Annotated in this window: 19 protein-coding genes; 10 read left to right on the forward strand and 9 right to left on the reverse strand. The window is 72.9% G+C overall.

Annotated features, from left to right (window positions below):
- Positions 1–182: 182 nt before the first annotated feature.
- The 3 genes from AB0K82_RS16625 to AB0K82_RS16635 form a co-directional block, all read right to left on the reverse strand.
- A complete protein-coding gene (locus tag AB0K82_RS16625; protein WP_364397719.1) occupies positions 183–845 on the reverse strand; it encodes a hypothetical protein in 663 nt (220 codons plus the stop codon).
- Positions 846–964: 119 nt separating this feature from the next.
- Positions 965–2,137: a HAMP domain-containing sensor histidine kinase gene (locus AB0K82_RS16630; protein ID WP_364397721.1), complete on the reverse strand. Its 1,173-nt coding sequence runs from the start codon at positions 2,135–2,137 to the stop codon at positions 965–967.
- Complete coding sequence (locus tag AB0K82_RS16635) at positions 2,137–2,838, reverse strand: response regulator transcription factor (protein WP_364397723.1); 702 nt, start codon at positions 2,836–2,838, stop codon at positions 2,137–2,139. The genes AB0K82_RS16630 and AB0K82_RS16635 overlap by 1 nt, the downstream gene beginning before the upstream one ends.
- A gap of 146 nt (positions 2,839–2,984) precedes the next feature.
- Here AB0K82_RS16635 and AB0K82_RS16640 point away from each other — a divergent pair, with 146 nt between their 5' ends.
- A complete protein-coding gene (locus AB0K82_RS16640) occupies positions 2,985–4,562 on the forward strand; it encodes an MMPL family transporter (protein ID WP_364397915.1) in 1,578 nt (525 codons plus the stop codon).
- Positions 4,563–5,291: 729 nt separating this feature from the next.
- Here the strand turns inward: AB0K82_RS16640 and AB0K82_RS16645 are convergent.
- Positions 5,292–5,582, reverse strand: a complete 291-nt coding sequence (locus tag AB0K82_RS16645) for a hypothetical protein (RefSeq protein ID WP_364397725.1) — start codon at positions 5,580–5,582, stop codon at positions 5,292–5,294.
- A gap of 220 nt (positions 5,583–5,802) precedes the next feature.
- Between AB0K82_RS16645 and AB0K82_RS16650 the strand changes: the two genes are divergently transcribed.
- Entirely contained in the window at positions 5,803–6,363 is a 561-nt protein-coding gene (locus tag AB0K82_RS16650) for a GtrA family protein (RefSeq protein ID WP_364397727.1), read from the forward strand.
- A 77-nt stretch (positions 6,364–6,440) separates the two neighbouring features.
- On the opposite strand, the gene AB0K82_RS16655 is transcribed toward AB0K82_RS16650, so the two are convergent.
- The 4 genes from AB0K82_RS16655 to AB0K82_RS16670 all read right to left on the reverse strand — a co-directional run bounded on the left by AB0K82_RS16655 (position 6,441) and on the right by AB0K82_RS16670 (position 11,521).
- Complete coding sequence (locus tag AB0K82_RS16655) at positions 6,441–8,639, reverse strand: molybdopterin oxidoreductase family protein (protein ID WP_364397729.1); 2,199 nt, start codon at positions 8,637–8,639, stop codon at positions 6,441–6,443.
- 88 nt (positions 8,640–8,727) lie between these two features.
- Positions 8,728–9,237: a GNAT family N-acetyltransferase gene (locus AB0K82_RS16660; protein ID WP_364397731.1), complete on the reverse strand. Its 510-nt coding sequence runs from the start codon at positions 9,235–9,237 to the stop codon at positions 8,728–8,730.
- Positions 9,234–10,403, reverse strand: coding sequence for an anhydro-N-acetylmuramic acid kinase (locus tag AB0K82_RS16665; RefSeq protein ID WP_364397733.1), 1,170 nt, complete (start codon positions 10,401–10,403; stop codon positions 9,234–9,236). The genes AB0K82_RS16660 and AB0K82_RS16665 overlap by 4 nt, the downstream gene beginning before the upstream one ends.
- On the reverse strand, positions 10,403–11,521 hold the full coding sequence (locus AB0K82_RS16670; RefSeq protein WP_364397735.1) for a serine hydrolase domain-containing protein: 1,119 nt from the start codon (positions 11,519–11,521) through the stop codon (positions 10,403–10,405). Before AB0K82_RS16670 ends, AB0K82_RS16665 begins: the two co-directional genes overlap by 1 nt.
- Before the next feature lie 85 nt (positions 11,522–11,606).
- On the opposite strand from AB0K82_RS16670, the gene AB0K82_RS16675 reads away from it, so the two are divergent.
- From AB0K82_RS16675 to AB0K82_RS16705, 7 genes are read left to right on the forward strand one after another with little or no spacing between them, the layout of a single operon-like run.
- Positions 11,607–13,181 carry an ABC transporter substrate-binding protein gene (locus tag AB0K82_RS16675; RefSeq protein ID WP_364397737.1) on the forward strand — a complete coding sequence of 525 codons (1,575 nt, stop codon included), beginning with the start codon at positions 11,607–11,609 and terminating at the stop codon, positions 13,179–13,181.
- Between the two features lie 13 nt (positions 13,182–13,194).
- A complete protein-coding gene (locus tag AB0K82_RS16680) occupies positions 13,195–14,157 on the forward strand; it encodes an ABC transporter permease (protein WP_364397739.1) in 963 nt (320 codons plus the stop codon).
- Complete coding sequence (locus AB0K82_RS16685; protein WP_364397740.1) at positions 14,154–15,053, forward strand: ABC transporter permease; 900 nt, start codon at positions 14,154–14,156, stop codon at positions 15,051–15,053. The genes AB0K82_RS16680 and AB0K82_RS16685 overlap by 4 nt, the downstream gene beginning before the upstream one ends.
- Complete coding sequence (locus AB0K82_RS16690) at positions 15,050–16,054, forward strand: ABC transporter ATP-binding protein (RefSeq protein WP_364397741.1); 1,005 nt, start codon at positions 15,050–15,052, stop codon at positions 16,052–16,054. The genes AB0K82_RS16685 and AB0K82_RS16690 overlap by 4 nt, the downstream gene beginning before the upstream one ends.
- Positions 16,047–17,060 (forward strand): ABC transporter ATP-binding protein, encoded by a 1,014-nt coding sequence (locus AB0K82_RS16695; protein ID WP_364397743.1) that lies wholly within the window; start codon positions 16,047–16,049, stop codon positions 17,058–17,060. Before AB0K82_RS16690 ends, AB0K82_RS16695 begins: the two co-directional genes overlap by 8 nt.
- 2 nt (positions 17,061–17,062) lie before the next feature.
- The gene (locus AB0K82_RS16700; RefSeq protein ID WP_364397917.1) at positions 17,063–17,974 is read left to right on the forward strand and encodes a MurR/RpiR family transcriptional regulator; all 912 of its coding nucleotides are present in this window, start codon (positions 17,063–17,065) and stop codon (positions 17,972–17,974) included.
- 39 nt (positions 17,975–18,013) lie between these two features.
- Positions 18,014–18,955 carry an N-acetylmuramic acid 6-phosphate etherase gene (locus AB0K82_RS16705; protein ID WP_364397745.1) on the forward strand — a complete coding sequence of 314 codons (942 nt, stop codon included), beginning with the start codon at positions 18,014–18,016 and terminating at the stop codon, positions 18,953–18,955.
- A gap of 75 nt (positions 18,956–19,030) precedes the next feature.
- On the opposite strand, the gene AB0K82_RS16710 is transcribed toward AB0K82_RS16705, so the two are convergent.
- A complete protein-coding gene (locus tag AB0K82_RS16710) occupies positions 19,031–19,417 on the reverse strand; it encodes a hypothetical protein (RefSeq protein WP_364397747.1) in 387 nt (128 codons plus the stop codon).
- Positions 19,418–19,555: 138 nt separating this feature from the next.
- Here AB0K82_RS16710 and AB0K82_RS16715 point away from each other — a divergent pair, with 138 nt between their 5' ends.
- Positions 19,556–20,254 carry a response regulator transcription factor gene (locus AB0K82_RS16715; RefSeq protein WP_364397749.1) on the forward strand — a complete coding sequence of 233 codons (699 nt, stop codon included), beginning with the start codon at positions 19,556–19,558 and terminating at the stop codon, positions 20,252–20,254.
- The last annotated feature ends 22 nt before the right edge of the window (positions 20,255–20,276 follow it).

Consider the following 20,276-nt stretch of genomic DNA (forward strand, 5'->3'; position numbering starts at 1 on the left):
CGAGTGCTTGCGGCTGACCGATTCTGGACTAACATTTGACCTTGCGGCTTTTGACCGCCGCGGGCGTGCTCGCGTCCAGGCCCACCGCGGTGACCGGCCAGTCCGGGCACCACACGACGAGCGCCCGCGGCGCGGTCACCGGCCCACCACCAGGGCCGGCGCATCGGGGAGTGACACGCGCCTCATCCGGCGACGGCCTCCAGACGTGCCGGTCCCTCGTGTTCGGCGATGGTCACGGCGCCGTCCGGTCCCGGCAGCCACAGCCAGACCCGGCGGCCGGGAGCGGCCGCGCCGCGCCCGGAGAGCGCCACGAGCGCGCGGCGTCCGCGCAGGTGGCCGGTGCCGTCCCCGACGCCGGACCACTGGTTCGCCTCGACGCGCAGCCGCAGGGCCGCGCCCGCCCACGGACCGGTCGTGACCAGCGCGCAGCCGTTCCGGCGCGCCAGCGTGGTCAGCCGCCGGGCGACCGGCGCGGGAGGCTCCTCCGGCGGCCGTACGATCACCATCGCGCACCCGTCGGTCAGCGCGGCGACCACGTCGGCCCACCGCCGGCCCGGGTCGTCGACGAGCAGGACCCGCATCGGGTCGAGGCCGCCGTCCGCGCCGCCGAACGCCGCGGCGGCCGGGACGTACGCCTCCGGGAGGCCGACGACCGCGCACCAGCGGTCCCCGAGCCCGGCGGCCAGCGCGAGGGCCAGCGCGGTCGAGCCGTCCACGCCGGTGACCGTGCCGGGGCGCAGCCCGCCGCCGGGGATCACCGCGCGCAGCGCAGGCAGGACAGGGATCAGGTCCATGCCCGCCAGAGGCGAGAAGCCCGCTGTGACCTGCGACGATAGCTCGCTCACCCGTTAATCATCGAACATCTATTCGACTGAAATCAAGTCGATCGTCACGTGCAACGGCGGTTTCGGTCGCATGATCGGAACGTTCCAGTGTCCTGGATGCCATGGTCACGAGGGATGCGTCAGGCGCGTGACCGTGATCTTGCGGTTCCGGATCCCGCCTCCCGGGTGGCGAGGTGAGGCTGCGTACGGCGAGGCGGCCGTGGGCGGCAGGGCGGCCGTACGAAACGCTCGCGCCGGCACTGGTCCTCGGCGAGCCCGGGCCCGTGGTCGGTCACGGAGATCTCCACCTGGCCGCCGGCGACATCGATCCGCACGGCGGCGGGGGCACCCGCGGGCGTGTGCCGTCGTACGTTGGCGAGCAGGTTGTCGAGGACCTGGCGCAGGCGCATCGCGTCGCCGAGCACCACGGCTCCCTCCGCCGCCTCCAGGTCGATGGGCCGGTCCGGCTCGACGGCGCGGGTGCCGGCCACGGCCTCCGCCGCGATCCGGGCCAGGTCCACCGGTTCCCGGTCGAGCGGGCGCCCCTGGTCGATCCGGGCCAGGAGGAGCAGCTCGTCGACGAGCGCGCCCATCCGTTCGGCCTCCGCCTCGATGCGGGCCATCGCCTTGGCCAGGTCGTCCGGGCGGTCGGCCGCGCCCCGGCGGAACAGCTCCGCGTACCCGCGGACCGTCGCCACCGGCGTGCGCAGCTCGTGGGAGGCGTCGGCGATGAACCGCCGGAGCCGCTCCTCGGACGCCTCGCGTTCGCGGAAGGCCGTCTCGATCTGGCCGAGCATGTCGTTCAGCGCCTGGCCGAGGCGTCCGACCTCGGTGCGCGGTTCGGCGGGTTCGACGCGGCGGGACAGGTCGCCGGCGCCGATCGCGCGTGCCGTGCCGCTGATCTCCTCCAGCGGGCGCAGGTCGCCGATCTTGAGGATCCGCGCGCCGTCGGGGTTGCGCGCCGTGACGGCCGAGGGAGCCGGGTGGGACGGCAGCGGTGGCGCGTCCTGCGCGGCGAACGTCTGGACGATCCGGCCGTCCGCCGTGCGAACCTGCATCAGGGACGGGATGGCGCCGCTCTCGGCCAGCACCTGGGCCAGCCACGCGCCGTGCGGGCCGACCGGGAGGGCGCCGCCGGGGCCGGCGCGGTCGCCGATCGCCGTCTCCAACGCCTGGCCGACCGCGTTCAGCTGCCGGTCGGTCCGGCGGACGATGTCCGCCCGCAGCGTCGCGAAGCTGCCCGCCGCGGCGACCGCCAGGCCGGCGGCGAGCAGGCCCAGCAGGGTGAGGACGAGGCGTCTGCGCAGGGACATCACAACGGCCGGGGCAGGCGCAGGACGTACCCGACGCGGGGCACCGTGTGGATCAGCGGCGGGTCCACGGCGTCGACCTTGCGGCGCAGGTAGCTGATGTAGGTCTGGACGACGCCGTCGTTGCCGCCGAAGTCGTAGTCCCAGACGTGGTCGAGGATCTGCCGCTTGGACAGCACCCGTCCGGCGTTGATGACGAGGTACCGCAGCAGTTTGAACTCGGTCGGCGTGAGCTCCAGCGGCGTGCCGCCCCGGGACACCTCGTAGGCGTCCTCGTCGATCTGCAGGTCGGCGAAGCCGAGCCGTGCCGCGTCGGTTCCGCCGGGGCGGCTCGTCCGGCGCAGCACGGCGCGGATCCGCGCGATGAGCTCCTCCAGGCTGAACGGTTTGGTCACGTAGTCGTCACCGCCGACCGTCAGCCCGGCGATCTTGTCCTCGGTGGCGTCGCGGGCCGTCAGGAAGACGACCGGCGCCTCGCACCCCTCGCGGCGCAGCCTCCGGCAGGTGTCGAGCCCGGACCCGTCCGGCAGCATCACGTCCAGCACGATGAGGTCCGGCCGGAACGCCGTGACCCGGGCGAGCGCCTCGGCGCCCGTGCCCGCCACGGCGGACTCGAATCCCTCGTAGCGCAGCGCGGTCGCGACCAGGTCGGCGAGGTAGGGCTCGTCGTCGACGACGAGAACCCGGATGGGGCGGTCGGTCACGGGGCCAGTGTCCCGCGTCGCCCTGTGAGAACGCTGTGAGAATCCTGTGACAGAGAACTCCCAGAACCGGCACACGGCGCTGGAAGAGCGGATCGGGCCGCGGCCCTGACGTCCTGTCCGAGACGCTGGTCGGCGGACTCGGCGCGCTGGCCGTTCTGGCGTTCGTCTTCGGATCGCTGCTCGCCCTCGTCCCGCTGCTGATCGCGGCGTGCTCGATCCTCACGTCGTTCCTCGTGGTGTACGGGCTCACGACGGTCACCGACGTGAGCGTGATCGTGCAGTTCATCGTCGCGCTGATCGGCTTGGGGGTGGCGATCGACTACTCGCTGCTGCTGGTGACCCGATGGCGCGAGGAGCAGGCCGCCGGGTACGAGGGCGACGAGGCGGTACGCCGCGCGATGGCCACCGCCGGGCGCGCGATCGTCTTCAGCGGCGGGGCGGTCGCCATCGGACTGGTCGCGATGGTCGTCCTGCCGGTCCCGTTCCTGCGCAGCGTCGGCTACGGCGGCATCATCATCCCGATCGTCAGCGTGGTCGCCGTGCTCACCCTGCTGCCGGTGCTGCTGGCGAGGTTCGGATCGCGGATCGACCGGCCCCGGCTGCGCAGGGGCGGCGGCGCCGGGCGCGGCTGGTCCGCCTGGGCGCGGGGCGTCGCACGGTTCCGGTGGGCCGCGGTCGCCGCCTCCGGCGCGGTCCTCGTCACCCTGGCGGTCGCGGCCCTCGGCCTGCACCTGGGCGACCCGGAGAGCGACGCCCTCGCCTCGTCCGGGCCCGCGTACGAGGGCCGGGCCGCCCTCGTCCACTCCGGCGTGCCGACCGGCGTCCTCACCCCGATCGACGTCCTCGTGCCCCGAGGCGTAGATCCGGCGGCGACGGCCGCACGCCTCACCCGGCTGCCCGGCGTCGTCACCGCCATCGCTCCGGACACGTCCGCCTGGCGTCGCGACGGAACGGCGCTGGTCGCGGTACTGCCCGCCGCCGAGGGAGGCTCCGCCGCGGGGAAGGACACGGTCCGGCGCGTCCGCGCCGCCGTGCCCGCCGGGGTCGGGGTCGGCGGCTCCGCGGCGGTCGGCGTCGACTTCGCCAAGGCCGTGTACGGGGCGTTCCCGCTGATGCTGACGCTGATCGCGGTGGCGACGTTCCTGCTGCTCGCCCGGGGGTTCCGGTCGCTGCTGCTGCCCCTGAAGGCGGTGCTGCTGAACCTGCTGTCGCTGGCCGCGGTCCTCGGCACCATGGTCCTGGTCTGGCAGGACGGCTACGGGTCCGAACCGATCTGGGGGATCGCCGCCACCGGCTCGATCACGGAGTTCGTCCCCGTGATGGTGTTCGCGTTCCTGTACGGACTGTCCATGGACTACGAGGTCTTCATCCTGGCGCGGATGCGCGAGGAGTACGACCGGACCGGGTCGACGCGGACCGCCGTCGTCGAGGGCATCGGCCGCACCGGCCGGCTGGTGACGAGCGCGGCGCTCATCCTGTTCCTGGCGTTCGCCTCGCTGGCGTCCGCGCCGATCACGGAGCTGAAGGTGTTCGCGACCGGCCTCGGCCTCGGCGTGCTCCTGGACGCGACGGTCATCCGCGCGCTGCTGGTGCCGGCCCTCGTGTCGCTGTTCGGCCGCTGGAACTGGTGGCTGCCCCGCTGGGCCGCCTGGGCGTTGCGGGTCCGTCCCGCCCGGCTCCCACCGGAACCGGTACCGGACCCCGTCCCGGCCGGCCGCCCCTAGGACCTGCCCGGTGGTCTTGTGACAGTACGGAGACCAGGCTGATCACTGTCCGGTAGCGGCGGATTCGTCACCCCGGCCGGCCGGGCCGGCCCCCGGGACGGCGTCGGTCCGCCGCCCACGGCGTACCGAATGCTCGGCGACCGCAGTCCAGGACGAGGGCAAAAGCCCCTATATCGGCAGCACGGGCGGGCCTTTGCCGAGTATCCGGTACGGCCCCGCACGGCCACCCTCAGGGAGATAACGGGCAATCTCCACAGGTCGCACCCCCGGGTCGCCCGTCCTCTTCCACCGGTGTTTACTCAGCGGAGAATTCTCTCCGCTGAGTAGACACCACCAGAAACGACGCCCCACCAAGCGGGCGGACCGACCGGTACCGCACGCATGCCTCGCCGTCACAGATCGACCAGCACGTGATCCACCGGACAGCACACCTAGCCGGCGCGCCGGACGTCCCGCGTCCGGCGGACCCGGGTCGGCCGCTCCTGACCGGTGCGCCAGACGTCCCGTTTCCGATGGAACAGGGCCTGCCGCTCCTGACCGGCGCACCAGAAGTCTCGCGTCCAGCGACCCGGCCGGCCGCCTCCCGGCCAGCGTGCCGACCCGTCGGGTCACCGCGCATCCCACCGGGGACCCCGGACCGCCGCCCGTGACGGGCGGATCGGCGAATCCGCCGAACGGTGCGGGGCGCGCCCGCGCTCGAGACCGGTCGTCCCCGAGTGCGCGGGCGGGTCAGCGCAGCGGCGGCACCCCACCACAGGGCGCCCACGCGACGGTGACCCCGCGCAACGTCGAGGCCCAGGGCTCGGCGATCGCGGCGAGCCGGACGGCGTCCGGCGGCGTACGGCACAGCCCCACCGCGAAGCGCGTCGCCGCCGGTCCCGTCTCGAACGGACGGAGCCAGGCGTGCCCGTCCGCGATCCCGGCCTCCCGGCCCCCGGACAGGCCGGCGGCGCGCACGTCGTCCGCCCCGACTCCCGGAGACCAGGGCAGGTGGGGAGTGCGGGGATAGTGCACTCGCATGATCCACTCCTACCGGCGACCTGACGACCTCGGGGCCGCGACGACCCTAGGGGAGGCGGGTCGGCGAATCCATCGAATTAGTGGCGATCCGCGCGCTCGTCGGCGGCGTTCGGTGAGAGGGTCGGTGACAACGCGCGGGCCGGATGGGGGATACCGCGTGACCCATCGGACATGTCGGGGTCGGGCCCCTCCAGTGTCCTACGGCCCGTAGACTGCCCGGGTGTCGCTCACCCGGATCACGCTCTCCCGCGTCCCCGCGCCACTGCGCCCGCTGCTGGTCAAGCACCGTGAGCTGGTGAAGTTCGCCTTCACCGGCGGTGTCTGCTTCCTGCTGACCGCCGGGGTGAACTACGGGCTCAAGCTGACGGTCATGCGGACCAAGCCGGTGACGGCGCTCACCATCGCGATCATCGTCGCGACGATCGCGTCGTACCTGATGAACAGCGGATGGTCGTTCCGGGCCCGTGGCGGTCGCAGGCGGCACGTCGAGGCGGTGCTGTTCTTCGTCGTGAGCGCCCTGGGCATCATCGTCAACGACATCCCGCTCTATCTGGCGCGTTACGCGTTCGACCTGCAGTACCCGAACGTCAGCCATGTCGGCCAGGAGGTCTCCGACTTCCTGAGCGGCATGATCATCGGCACGCTGCTCGGCATGGCCTTCCGCTGGTGGGCGATGAAGAAGTGGGTCTTCCCGCACGAGAAGACGGCCGGCCCCGCCTCCTCGGCGAGCGTCGGATCGGCCGCGGCCCGCTCCGACGAGGAGTCCGAGCTCGTCGCCTGAGCCGCGCGCCCGGCCATCGGCCGGACCGACCCCGCCCGGCGCCTCGTCGGGCGGGGCGCATCCTGATCCGCGCCTCGTCAGGCGGGCTGGACCTCCACCGGCACTCCGTTGAGAACGGCGTTGCCGGACAGCGGGTCGAGGGCGAGGGGGTCGATGAGGGCGTTGGCGTTGACGCCGGGGTGCGCGGCGGCGACGGCCATCCGCGTGCCGGGCCGGCCGTGACCCCAGCCGTGCGGGAGGCTGACGACGCCGGGCATGATCTCGGCGGTGACCTCCACCTCCGCCTCGATCGTGCCGCCGGCGCCCGTCACCTTCGCCGTTCCCGCGTCCGTCAGCCCGAGGCGGCCGGCGTCCTCCGGGTTGACCTGCAGCGTGCAGCGGTTCGAGCCCCGGACCAGGCCCGGCACGTTGTGCAGCCAGCTGTTGTTGGACCGCAGGTGGCGACGGCCGATGAGGACCAGGCCGGTACGCCGCCGGGCGAGGCCGCCGCGGAGCCGTACCGCGTCCTCGGCGAGCGGCGGCGGGCACAGCTCGATCCGGCCGGACGGCGTCCGCAGCACCTCGGGCAGCCGGGGCCGCAGCGGGCCGAGGTCGACGCCGTGCGGCGCGTTCCGCAGCGCGCGCAGGGACAGGCCGTCCGGCACCGCGCCGAACCCGTCGCCGTACGCGCCGAGGCGCAGCATGAGGTCGAGGCGGCGCAGCGCCGGGGTCTCGCCGGTGAGCCGCGGCAGCAGCTCCGCCGGGTCCCGGCCGTGAACGGGCGAGGACGGGTCGGCGATCGCCCTGCCGAGCAGGTGGGCGATGGCCGACTCGTCGACGTCGGTGTCCTGCCCGGACACGATGCCGATGAGGCGGGACAGGATCGCGCACTCCTCGAGCTCGCCGTCTCGGAGCGGGACCGCGGGCGGGGAGTACCGCGCGGTGTTGCGCACCGCGAGGTCCCCGAACGCCAGGTCGTAGTGCGGTGACCGGCTCGGCGGGGGCGGCGGCAGGATCACGTGCGCGTGCCGCGTCGTCTCGTTCAGGTACGGGTCGACGCTGACCATGAACTCCAGGTCGCCGAGCGCGTCGCCGAGGCGCTCGCCGCCGGGCAGGGACAGCACCGGGTTGCCGGCCACCGTGATCAGGGCGCGCACCCGGCCCTCGCCGGGCGTGCGGATCTCGTCGGCCAGGGTGGTGGCGGGCAGCTCGCCGCGCACCTCGGGGAGGCCGCGGACGCGGCTGTGCCAGCGGCCGGTCCGGAACCCGCGCCCGCTGCCCGTGCCGGGGCGGCGGTGCGGGGCGAGGGGGAACATCGCGCCGCCGGGCCGGTCCAGGTTGCCGGTCAGGACGTTGACGACGTCGACCAGCCAGTTGGTGAGCGTGCCGAACTCGGCGGTGCAGGTGCCGATGCGGGCGTAGACGGCGGCGCTGGGGGCGGCGGCCAGTTCGCGGGCGATCCGCCGGATCTCCTCGGCCGGGATCCCGCAGACGTCCGCGACGTCGTCGGGGGCGAAGTCGCGGCTCAGCCGTTCCACGTCCGCCACGCCGTCGACTCCGGGGGTGTCGGCGACCAGGCCCTCGGTGAACAGGGTGCGCACGACGCCGAAGAGCAGGTACGCGTCGGCGCCCGGCCGGATCGGCAGGTGCCGGTCGGCGAGGCGCGCGGTCCGGGTGCGGCGCGGGTCGACGACGACGAGGGTGCCGCCGCGCCGGCGCAGCGCCTTCAGCTTTCCGGGGAAGTCCGCGGCGGTGCACAGGCTGCCGTTGGACTCCAGCGGGTTGGCGCCGAGGACCAGCAGGTACGAGGTGCGGTCCAGGTCCGGCACCGGGATGGCCAAGGGGTCGCCGAACAGCAGGCCGCTGGAGACGTGCTTGGGCATCTGGTCGACCGTGCTGGCCGTGTAGAGGTTCGTGCTGCCCAGCGCGCGGGCCAGCGGGCCGGCGTACAGGCCGCCCGCCAGGGTGTGGACGTTCGGGTTGCCGAGGTAGAGGGCGAGCGCCTGCCGGCCGTGGCGTCCGGTGACCTCGTCGAGGCCGCGGCGTACCGCCGCGAACGCCTCCTCCCAGCCCACCTCGCGCCAGTCGTCGCCGTCGCGGACCATGGGGGAGCGCAGCCGGTCGGGGTCGTCCTCGAGCTCGCCGATGGTCGCACCCTTGGGGCAGACGAAGCCGTGGCTGAAGACGTCGGCGCGGTCGCCGCGGGCGCCGGTGACCAGGCCGTCCGCGATCGTCAGCTCGAGGCCGCAGGTGGCCTCGCACAGGGGACAGATCCGGTACGCGGTCGTCTCGGCCATCGACGCCTCCGGCAGCACTGAGTTGTTTCACGAAACGATAGGGCCGCGCGTCCGGTAAGGGAACCCGTGATCACTGATCCGGCGCGGGCTACCGGCGCACGGCGGCGCTCGGCCGGGCCGGGCGGAGATACCTCACCTGGGGCGCCCGCCAGCGCGGATCGACCAGCCGCGCGCCCTCGGGACGGAATCCGGCTCGTTCGTACAGCGTGCGCGCCCGGTCGTTGTCCTCGAACACCCACAGCCGGACGTCCACGCCGGGCATCGCGTCGATCGCGTACTGGAGCAGGCCGCGCCCCACGCCCGCCCCCGAGGCGGCCGGATGGACGTAGAGGGCGGCCAGATAACCCCCGCCGGGGTGGTCGGCGTCGTCGCCGTAGCGGGCGAACCCCACCGGCCGCCCGCCGGCGTCGACGGCGAGCACGGTCGCCAGCCCGGGGGCGCTCAGCCCCGTGGCCAGGTCGGTCGCGACGGTGCCGGCGTCGAGGGCGTCTATCACCTCGTCCGGCACGACGCCCCGATACCCGGCCCGCCACGCCGCCACGAATACATCGGCCATCCCGGGCAGGTCGCCGGTGACCGCCCGCCGATAGGTGATCATTTGACGCACATCCGGCGCGGCCGCACGGTCGCGGGTTCCGGCAGCCGCAGCGGCGTCGCGCCCGGTGTCAGGGATCCCAGGATCGAGCCGGTACGCGCGCCGGTCGCGGACGCGATGGTGCCCTCGAGCCCGTGCACGGAGAGGTAGCCCAGCAGACCGAACAGGTACGCCTCCTTCGCCTGCGCCGACAGGCCGAAGTCCTCGATCGGCCGAACGCGCACCGGCGCCGAGAGCTCGGCGATCCGCCGCATCAGGGTCGGGTTGCGGACGCCACCGCCCGCGACGACGAGTTCGGCGAGCGCGTACGCCCGGCAGGCGTCGGCCACGAGTCGTGCGGTCAGTTCCGTGAGCGTCGCGAGCAGGTCGTCGGTTCCGAGGTCGAGCCCGCCGACCGCCGCACGGACGTAGTCGGCGTGGAAGAGCTCCTTGCCGGTCGACTTGGGCGGTGCGGCGCGGTAGTACGGCTCGGCGAGCAGCCGGTCGAGGAGCTCCGCGTGCACCGTTCCCCGTGCCGCCCGCGCGCCCCCGGCGTCCATTCGCTCGGCGCCCGCCGTGGCGTCGGTGACGGCGCTGTCCATCAGCGCGTTCGCGGGGCCGAGATCGTACGCGATCACGTTTCCATCCGCGTCGCGCACGGTGATGTTGGCGATGCCGCCGAGGTTGAGGGAGCCGCGCCGTACCTCGTCCGACAGCACGAGCAGCGCGTCCAGCGTCGAGGCGAGCGGCGCGCCGTGGCCGCCCCGCGTCAGGTCGCGCGTACGCAGGTCGGAGACGGTGGTCACGCCGGTCGCCTCGGCGATCCAGGCGGCGGCGCCCAGTTGCAGCGTGCCGAGCGCGTGCGTGCCCTCGACCCAGTGGAAGACGGTCTGCCCGTGGGAGACGATCAGGTCGGCGCCACCGCCGGTGAGGCGCTCGTTGGCCGCCGCCGCGACCGAGCCGAACAGCCGGCCCAGCTCGGTGTCGAGCCGGCACACCTCTTCCATGGTGGTGGGGTGCGGTGGCAGGGCGGCCGCGATCCGGGCTCGGAGCCCGTCCGGAACGGGTTCGCTGTACAGCCCGCGCGGACGGCAGACGATCTCCTCCCCGGTCAGCGAGAAGTCGGCGGCGGCGGCGTCGACCGCGTCATAGGACGTGCCACACATCATGCCGATGACGGTCAGGTCCATCAGGGCCTCCTCAGGTGGGCCTCGGCCGCGGCGAGCACCCGCAGCCACATCGGTTCGGTCGCTCGGGGCGGGCCGCTCGCGTGCAGCCGGTTGGTGATCATCGCCACGGCGGCCCGGCGCTCGGGCAGGACCGCGAACGCGACTCCGGGAAAGCCGGTGTGCCCGAAGGCGGGACCCGACGGAAGGTCCCACACCCGGAATCCCAGCGCCTGATGAGGGGCGGCGCCGGCGGTGAGGAACCCCGCGACCGTGTCACGCCGGATCGGCCCGGCACCGTCCAGCCGGCTCAGCAGGCCCGTCGCGAACCGCAGGAGGTCGGCGGCCGTCGTGAACAGCCCGGCGTGCCCGGCGACTCCGCCGAACGCGTGGAAGGCGTTGCCGTCGTTCACCTCCCCGACCAGCACGTGGTCACGCCAGCCGGCGAAGTCGGTGACGGCGCCGTCGACCGGGTACGGGGTCCCGGAGGTGATCATGCCTTGTTCGATCGTGTCGCCGTTCGAGCTCGCGGCCACCGGCCCGCCGGGCGCGGGCGTGGCGTAGCGCGTTTCGGTCAGCCCGTAAGGCCGCAGCACCAGGTCGTCCACGGTCGCCGCGAGGTCGCCGCCGACGCGTGCGACCAGCGCGCCGAGCAGGATGAACCCGAGGTCCGAGTAGTGCCGTCCCTCGCCCGGCCGGTAGCGGAGCGGCAGGCCGGCGGCGAGTGAGACGGCGTCGTCACCGCGAGCGCCCTTCAGGTACAGCGGCCACCATTCCCACAGACCGGCCCGGTGTTCGAGCAGGTCGCGGACGGTGCCGTGCCGGTCGAGTTCCGGAAGGTGACGCGCGATCGGCGCGTCCAGAGCGACCTCGCCGGCGTCCACCAGCGCCATCAGCGCGGCCGTCGTACCGACGATCTTGCTGACCGACCCGGCGTCCGTCCTCGTGTCCCAGCCCATCTCGACCGGCGGGCCGGTCGCGTCGTGCCGTGCGACACCGCCGGCGGCGTAGCGGATCCGGCCGCCTTCGGCGACGGCGACGAGCGCCCCGGGGGGCGCGGCTCCCTCGTCGAAGGACTCGCTCAGCAGGTCGGTGACGACGGTGACCAGCGGGTCCGCGGTGAGGCGGGTGATTTCGGACACGGGCACAGGTTAATGGTTCACCTATTGTCTGTCATCAAGGTCAACCGTTAACCTCTGCGGCAACCCGTTGCTCGGAGGACCTCGTATGACACCCCCCAACTCGCCCGGTCGTGGCGGTATCCGGAACCGGATCACCTCCGTCGCCGTCACCGCCGTCGCCGCGACCGCCGTCGCGGCGCTGGCCGCCTGCTCGCCCAGCGGTTCGCAGAACTCCTCGTCCTCACCGGGCGCCTCGACGTTCGTCGTCGCGCGAACGGGCGACATCGACAAGCTCGATCCGCACCTGGCGACGGCGTTCCAGACGCAGCAGACACTGGGCCTCGTCTACTCGAGGTTGGTCGCGACCAGCCCCACCGGTCAGATCCAGCCGGACCTGGCGACCCAGTGGAAGATCTCGCCCGACGGGCGGACCGTCACCTTCACCCTTCGCACGGGCGTGACCTGGCAGGACGGCTCGCCGTTCACCTCAAGCGACGTCAAGGCGTCGATCGAGCGGATCCTGAACCAGAGCACCGGCGCGGTCGCCCGCTCCAACCTCACCGCCATCGAGAAGGTGGACGCCCCGGACGCCGCGACGGTGGTGCTGCACCTGTCCAAGCCGTCGGCGTCGCTCCTCTACTCGCTGGCGTCGGTCAACTCCTCGATCGAGTCGGCCAAGGACATCGCCGCCGGGACGGTCGGCAAGAAGCCCAACGGCACCGGAGCGTTCGCCTGGAACGGCTGGAACCCCGGCCAGCAGGTGGTCCTCACCGGCAACGCGAAGTACTACGGCGGCGCGCCGAAGATCAAGAAACTTGAGTTCCGGGTCATCCCGGACGAGTCGTCGATCCTGTCCGGCATGAAGGCCGGCGCGTTCCAGCTCGGCCTGCTCTCCGACCCCGGCGTCGCCCGCCAGGCCGGCAAGTCCGACAAGTACGCGCTCGCCAAGCAGCCGGCCCTGGCGTACCACGTCCTGATGCTCAACGGCCAGAAGGGCCCGCTGCGCGACCAGCGGGTGCGGCAGGCCATCAGCTGCGCCATCGACCGCAACCAGGTGGTGCAGACGGCGGCCTACGGCGACGGCACCGTGACCGGCCCCATCACGAGCCCGGCGTTCTCCTACTCGGCGACGGACGGCCTGCCCTGTACGCCGGGTGACGTCGCCAAGGCGCGCTCGATGCTGGCCGCGGCCGGTTACGCGAAGGGCTTCACCCTCACCACCATCGTCGAGACCGGCGAGTACGCCACCGCCAACGCCGAGGCCCAGAACGTCCAGTCGCAGCTCTCCAAGATCGGTGTGAACCTCCAGCTGAAGCAGCTGTCCACCGGGCCGTATGTGTCGGCGTGGCTCGCGGCGGACTACGACGCCGCCGTCGCGCTGAACGGCGGCTCGTACGATCCGTTCCTGATGTACGGGCGCTACTACACCTCCGGCGGCAGCCTCGCCAAGCCGGCGGGTCTGGACTCCTCGACGCTGTCCGACCTGCTCAACCAGGGCAACTCCACCAGCGACGACGGCAAGCGGCAGGAGACCTTCCGCAACCTCCAGAAGGAGCTGCTGGCCGAGTCCCCGTGGGTCTGGATGTTCCGCTCGGACGACTACTACCTGGTCGGCTCGGGCGTCCACGGGTTCACGCCGCGGCCGGACGAGTTGCTCAGCTCGCTGACCAGCGCGTCCTGAGAGCGGCGAGCCGATGCTGAACCTGCGATGGCTGGGGGCCCGGCTCCTGGGCGCGCTGATCACCCTGCTGGGGGTGACGGTGGTCGTCTTCGTCGTCCTGCGCACTATCCCGGGAAACGCGATCACCGCCTCCCTCGGCATCGAGTCGGGCACGCTGACCCCCGCGCAGCGTGCCTCGCTCGAGCACTTCTACGGGATCGACCAGTCCTGGTTCTCCCAGCTCTGGACGTGGATCTCGGGCGTCGCGCGCGGTGACCTGGGCCTGTCGCTGACCAGTGGCCGGTCCGTCACCGGCCTGGTGGCCTCGGCGCTGCCGGTGACGGTCGAGCTCGCCGTGCTGTCGGCGCTGATCGGCACCGCCTTCGGCGTGGTGCTCGGCGTGCTCGCCGGCAGCCGGCCGGGACGGGCCTCCGACTCGCTCACCCAGGGCGCGTCGCTGGTCGGCCTGGCCATCCCGGAGTTCGTGCTCGGCACCGCCATGGTGACGTTCCTGGCTCAGGCCTTCCACTACTTCCCCGACACCGGCACGTTCGTGCCGCTGACCCGCTCCGTCGGGGGGAACATGAGTCAGATCCTCTACCCGTCCCTCGTGCTCGCGGTCGCGTTCGCGGCCAACGTCATGCGCACGACCCGATCGGAGTACGTCGAGATGGCCGAGGCCGACTACGTGCGCACCGCACGGGGCAAGGGGCTGTCGCCGGGCCGGGTCCGGAACTCGCACATCCTGCGTAACGCCACGATCCCGATCGTCACGCTGACCGGCATCCAGTTCGGCTATCTGCTCGGCGGCACCCTGATCATCGAACAGATCTTCGCGCTGCCCGGGATGGGACGCCTGCTGTTCACCGCCATCTCCAACCGGGACTACCCGGTGGTACAGGGCACGGTGCTGGTCATCGCGGTGCTGTTCGTCCTCGTCAACCTGCTCGTGGACCTGCTCTACCGGATCATCGACCCACGGACGCGTGCCACATGAGCATTCTTCCCACCCCGGTGGCCGAGCCCGTCGGCTCCGCCCCCGCCGCGCCCGGACGGTCCCGGCTGCTCGCCCGGGTCTGGCGGGACCGCAACGGGCGGATCGGCCTCGCCGTCATCATGCTGCTCGTCGTCATCGCCGTGCTCGGCGCGTTCGGGGTGCTGCCGAACGACCCGATCGCGCAGCACCCGGCCGCCCGGCTGCAGGGTCCCTCGGGCCGGTACTGGTTCGGCACGGACCAGTTCGGCCGGGACATCGCCGCACGGGCCGCCGTCGGGATCTGGACGTCACTGCGGGTCGCGGCCGTCTCGGTGGCGGTGGCCGCCGTGATCGGCTCGATCCTCGGCATCAGCGCCGGATTCTTCCGCGGCTGGGTGGACCAGGTCGTCAGCCGCTTCGTCGACATCCTCTTCGCGTTCCCCGCGATCCTGCTGGCGCTCGCGGTCGTCAGCGCCCTGGGCAGCGGATGGCAGAACACCGCGATCGCGATCGCCGTCGTCTACACGCCGATCTTCGCCCGCGTGTCGCGGGGCCCGACACTCGCGGTCGGCGCCTCGGAGTACGTCAAGGCGCAGCGGGTGCTCGGCACGCCACTGCCGCGGATCCTCCTGCGTCATGTGCTGCCGAACGTCAGCGCGCCGATCATCGTGCAGGTGACGCTGGCGCTGTCCTGGGCGATCCTCACCGAGTCCGCGCTGTCGTTCCTCGGCCTGGGAACCCGGCCACCGACCCCCAGCCTCGGCCTGATGGTCTCCGAGGCCCGTAACACCGTCGCGGACGCGTGGTGGACGCTGACCTTCCCGGCGCTCGCGATCGTCGTCGCGGTCATCGCGCTCAACCTCCTCGGCGACGGCCTGCGCAGCGCTCTCGACCCGCGAAGGGACTCCCGCCCATGAGCGAACCGATGCTGGCGGTACGCGGTCTGCACACCGCGATCCGCACTCCGTCCGGGCCGCTGGAGATCCTGCGGGGCGTCGACCTCGAAGTCGACCGCGGCGAGACCCTGGCGGTCGTGGGCGAGTCCGGTTCGGGCAAGTCCTTCACCGCCCTGAGCATCGCCGGCCTGCTGCCGACCGGCGCCTCCGTCACCAGCGGTCAGGTCCTCCTGGAGGGCCGGGACCTGGTGGCGCTGCGCGAGGCCGAGCGCCGTGCCGTTCGCGGCGCCGAGATCGGCATGGTCTACCAGGACCCGATGACGTCGTTGAACCCGATGATGCGCATCGGCAGACAGGTGACCGAGGGGCTGCGGGCGCACGGCTGGTCGAAGGAGGAGGCCCACGAGCGGGCGGTGACCGTGCTCGGCGAGGTCGGCCTGCCGTCGCCGCGGGCGCTGATGCGGCTCTACCCGCACCAGCTCTCCGGCGGCATGCGGCAGCGGGTGCTGATCGCGTGCGCGATCGCGCCCCGGCCCAAGGTGCTCATCGCCGACGAGCCGACCACGGCGCTGGACGTGACGATCCAGCAGCAGATCCTTCAGCTGGTCGCCAGGCTGCGGGACGAGTACGGGCTCGCCGTCGTCTGGATCACCCACGACCTCGGCGTGGTGGCGCGGATCGCCGATCGGGTCGCCGTCGTGTACGCCGGCCGGGTCGCCGAACTGGCCCGTACGCGCGAGTTGTTCGCCACCCCTCACCATCCCTACACCGACGGTCTCCTGCGCTCGCTGCCGACGCCAGAAGATCCGCACCAGGCGCCGTTGCCGCAGATCGGCGGCAGCCCGGTCGCGCTGTCCGCGCTTCCGCCGGGCTGCCCGTTCGCGCCGCGCTGCCCGGAGCGACAGGACCGTTGCGACACGGAGGAACCTCCATTGATCGACCGTGCCGGCTCCCGAGCCGCATGCTGGGTGCCGCGCGGGGAATGGCGCGCACCGTCCGCGGGGGTGACCACCCGTGCCTGACAGGCCGACGCCCGGTGGAGGGAACTCCTCCGGCGAGATCGCGATCGAGGTCCGCGACGTCGTCAAGCGCTACCGGACCCCGGGGCGCGGCGAGGTCCACGCGCTCGACAACGTGAGTGTGAGCGTCGAGCGCGGTCAGGTGCTCGGCGTCGTCGGGGAGAGCGGCTGCGGGAAGTCGACGCTCGCGCGGCTGCTGACCCGGCTCGAACGGCCGGACTCCGGAAGCGTCGAGATCCTGGGCCGCCGCATCGACCTCGCCAAGCGGCGGGAACTGCGGGAACTGCGGCGCGTCATCCAGCTCGTCTTCCAGGACCCATACGCCTCCCTCGACCCGCGGCAGCGGATCGGCGCCGCGCTGGCCGAGGTCCTGACGGTGCACCGGCTGCCGTCCGGTACGGCGCGGGTCGGTGAACTGCTCGAGACGGTCGGGTTGTCGCCGGCGACCGCGGACCGATACCCCCACCAGCTCTCCGGCGGGCAGCGGCAACGCATCGGCATCGCCCGCGCGCTCGCCGTCGAGCCGCAGGTCCTCGTGCTGGACGAACCCGTATCGGCGCTGGACGTGTCGGTCCGCGCGGAGATCATCAACCTGCTGGCCCGGCTGCGCACCGAGCTGGGACTGACCTTCGTGTTCATCTCTCACGACCTCGGCATGGTGCGCCATCTCGCCGACCATGTCGCGGTGATGTACCTCGGCAAGATCGTCGAGTACGGGCCGTGGGACGCCGTCTCCGACACCCCCGGACACCCGTACACCCGTGCGCTGCAGGCGGCGGTGCCGATCGCCGACCCACGGCTCGACGCTCCGCCGGCCGACCTGGTCGTGACCGGGGAGGTCCCGGACGCCGCGAACCCGCCCTCGGGATGCCGCTTCCACCCGCGATGCCCGCTGGTCGAGGACCGCTGCCGCAGTGTCGAACCGCTCATGCTGCCGGAAGCCGGCTGGCATCGGCTGGCCTGCCACGTCACGAGCAGCGAGGCGACGGCGGAGGGGACGGGCCGGTGAACATGGCCGCCGACGACTCTCAGGATCACCAGCAGGACGTCCTGACCAGACTGCGGGGGCTCCAGCCGACGCTGGTGCCGTCGAAACGGCGCGTCGCCGCCTACATCCTGCGTGCGCCGGCGCACGCCGCCGCCCAGACCATCTCCGAACTCGCGCGGGCCGCGCAGACGTCGGAGAGCACGGTGCTGCGGCTGTGCCAGGAGCTCGGGCTGCGCGGGTACCGCGAGCTCCGGATCGCCCTCGCGGCGGAGTCGGGACGCGAGCAGGAGCGGGCGGCGAACCGCCGTGTCGGAAGCGACATCAGCCGCGACGACGACCTCGACTCGATCATCGACACCGTCACCTTCACCGACCAGCAGGCGATCGCCGACACGGCGCGCAACCTCGACCGGGCGGCGCTCGCCGAGGCGGTCGCGCTCACCGCGGGCGCGCGCCGGGTCGACATCGTCGGCGTGGGGGCGAGCGCCGTCGTCGCACTCGACCTGCAGCAGAAACTGCACCGGATCGGGCTCATCGCGTACGTCTGGCACGACACCCACGCGGCCTTGACCGCCGCCGCGCTGCTCGGCCCGGCCGATGTCGCGATCGGCGTGTCGCACACCGGTACGACCCCGGACGTCGTCGATGTCATCCGTGAGGCGAGCGCGCGCGGCGCCCTGACCATCGCGCTGACCGGCGTACCGAACTCACCGCTCGCCGCCGCGGCGGACGTTTTATTGACCACGGTGGATCGGGAGACGACCTTCCGTTCGGGCGCGACAGCATCCCGAATCGCCGCCTTGTGCGTGGTCGACGTGCTGTTCACCGCGGTCGCCCAGCGCCGCTACGACCAGGCCATCGCCGCGCTCGAGGCGACACGGGAGGCCGTCGTCACCCGCCGTTCCACTTCGGGCAACGCCCCGACCGCGCGGTAGCGAGGCCCGCTGAAAGAGTCCCAGACAGGAAGGCCGTTCGTGAACCACTCCGGAATCCGGGTCGTGTCCCCGACCGAGCAGGTCAACGCCCGGACCGCCGAGCTCGACGCCGTGCCGACGCTTGAGCTCGTCCGCCTGCTCCACGAGGAGGACCGCACCGTACCCGACGCGGTCGCCGTGGTGCTGCCCCGGCTGGCCGCGCTGGTGGACGACGCCGCGGCGCGGGTCGCCGCCGGCGGCCGGGTGCACTACTTCGGCGCGGGAACGTCCGGACGGCTCGGCGTGCTCGACGCGGCCGAACTGCTCCCGACATTCGGGTTGCCCGACGACGTGGTCATCGCCCATCAGGCCGGCGGCGCCACGGCGTTGGTACGCGCCGTCGAGAACGCCGAGGACAACGACGACGGAACCGACGCCACCGGCGTGACCGGGGCGGACGTGGCGATCGGCCTGGCCGCCTCCGGCCGTACCCCCTACGTCGGGGCGGCGCTGACGGCCGCCCGCGCCGTGGGGGCGGCCACGGCGCTCATCACCTCGAACCCGAACGCCCCGCTGGCGGAGCTCGCGGACTACCTGCTCGTCGCGGACACCGGCCCGGAGGCGATCACGGGCTCCACCCGGCTCAAGGCGGGCACCGCGCAGAAGCTCATCCTGAACGCGTTCTCGACCGCGCTGATGGTGCGGCTGGGACACACCTACGGCAACCTCATGGTCGACATGCGGGCGACGAACGCCAAGCTCCGCGGCCGGTCGATGGAGTTGCTCGTGCAGGCCACCGGGGCGGACGACGCCGAATGCGCGGCGGCGATCGATCTCTGCGGCGACCTGAAGACCGCGCTGGTCTACCTGCTCGCGCGGCGGCGCACCGCGGTGACGCCGGATGAGTGCCGGGCCGCGCTGGAGACGTCCGGCGGGCGGGTCCGGCAGGCGCTGGCGACCCTGGACGCGGACCCCGCGCCCCCGGCGGATCTCCCGGCCTGACGGCGCCGGCGGGCCCACCGGTGAGAGCGCGGACCGGCGGGCCCGCCGCCGAGGGCGGGCCCGCCGGCGGCCGGGTCAGCGGGCGAAGACCTGGAAGTCGGCCGCCCTGACCTGACCGGAGATCGCGCTTCCGGTCGTGCAGTCGGTCGGGACGTTCGGGTCGTTCGTCCGCTGTCCCGCGTAGTCCGGTCCACCGGTGCACTGCGAGGCGGCGACCTCGAGGCGCAGGTGCGTGGCGGTGGTCCGCGGGATGGTGAAGGACCGCATGGTCAGGTCGGGCGCGACCGGGCGGGGCCGCACGGACGGGAAGGCGTCCTTCGCGCTCGTGTAGACGGTCCGGTAGTCGGCGGTGTTCGAGCAGTCGACGGTCGCCGAGGCGGTGCAGGCCAGGACCTTGAACGACCGCAGCGCGGTGAACCGGTTCTGGGTGCCGGTGTCGCCGCCCGGGTATACCAGTTTCACGTTGTTTGCGGGGTGGTCGGGCGATGGCAGGCGCCTATGTGGCGAAGGCCGAGATGACGTATTCGTCCCTTGTGGCGGTGACCCGGCAGGATCTACGGTTCTCCCGAGTCCTGACCAAGATCCTCTCTGGGATGACGAATGCTGTCAGTAATCGCCGAGCCCGAGCCGCGTGCCGCGGCACGGGCCCGCCTCCTGATCGTCGAGGACGACGACGAGCTCAGCGAGATGCTGGGCCGGCTGTTCGCCGAGGAGGGCTACTCCGTCGACGTCGCACGCGACGGCCAGCGGGGCCTGCACCTCGGCCTGAGCCGGCCGTACGACGCGATGATCATCGACCGGGGCCTGCCCGCGATCGACGGTCTGGACCTGCTGGTCCGGCTGCGCCGCCGGGCGGTCGTCACCCCGGTGCTCGTGCTCACCGCGCTCGGCGCCGTCGCCGACCGGGTCGCCGGGCTCGACGCGGGCGCCGAGGACTACCTCGTCAAGCCCTTCGAGGTCGACGAGCTGCTGGCACGGGTACGCGCGCTGCACCGCCGCAACCGGGACACCGCCCAGGTCCTGCCGCTGGGAGCCGGCCGGTTCGACCTCGCGACCAGAGTGGTGACCCTCCCGGATGGCGCGCAGGTGACGCTGTCGGGACGGGAGTACGAGCTGCTGCGCGTGCTGACGAGCCGCCCCGACCAGGTGCACACCCGCGCCGCGCTGCGCGAGCGCGTCTTCGACGCGGCGCCGGCCGAGTCCATCGTCGACACCTACGTGTACTACCTGCGCACCAAGCTCGGCCGGACGGTCGTCCGCACCGTACGAGGCGTGGGTTACCGGGCGGGCGAGCTTTGACCGCCCGACCGGGAGCGGCGCC

It is taken from the genome of Actinoallomurus sp. NPDC052274, from assembly GCF_040679475.1.
GTDB lineage: Bacteria > Actinomycetota > Actinomycetes > Streptosporangiales > Streptosporangiaceae > Actinoallomurus > Actinoallomurus liliacearum.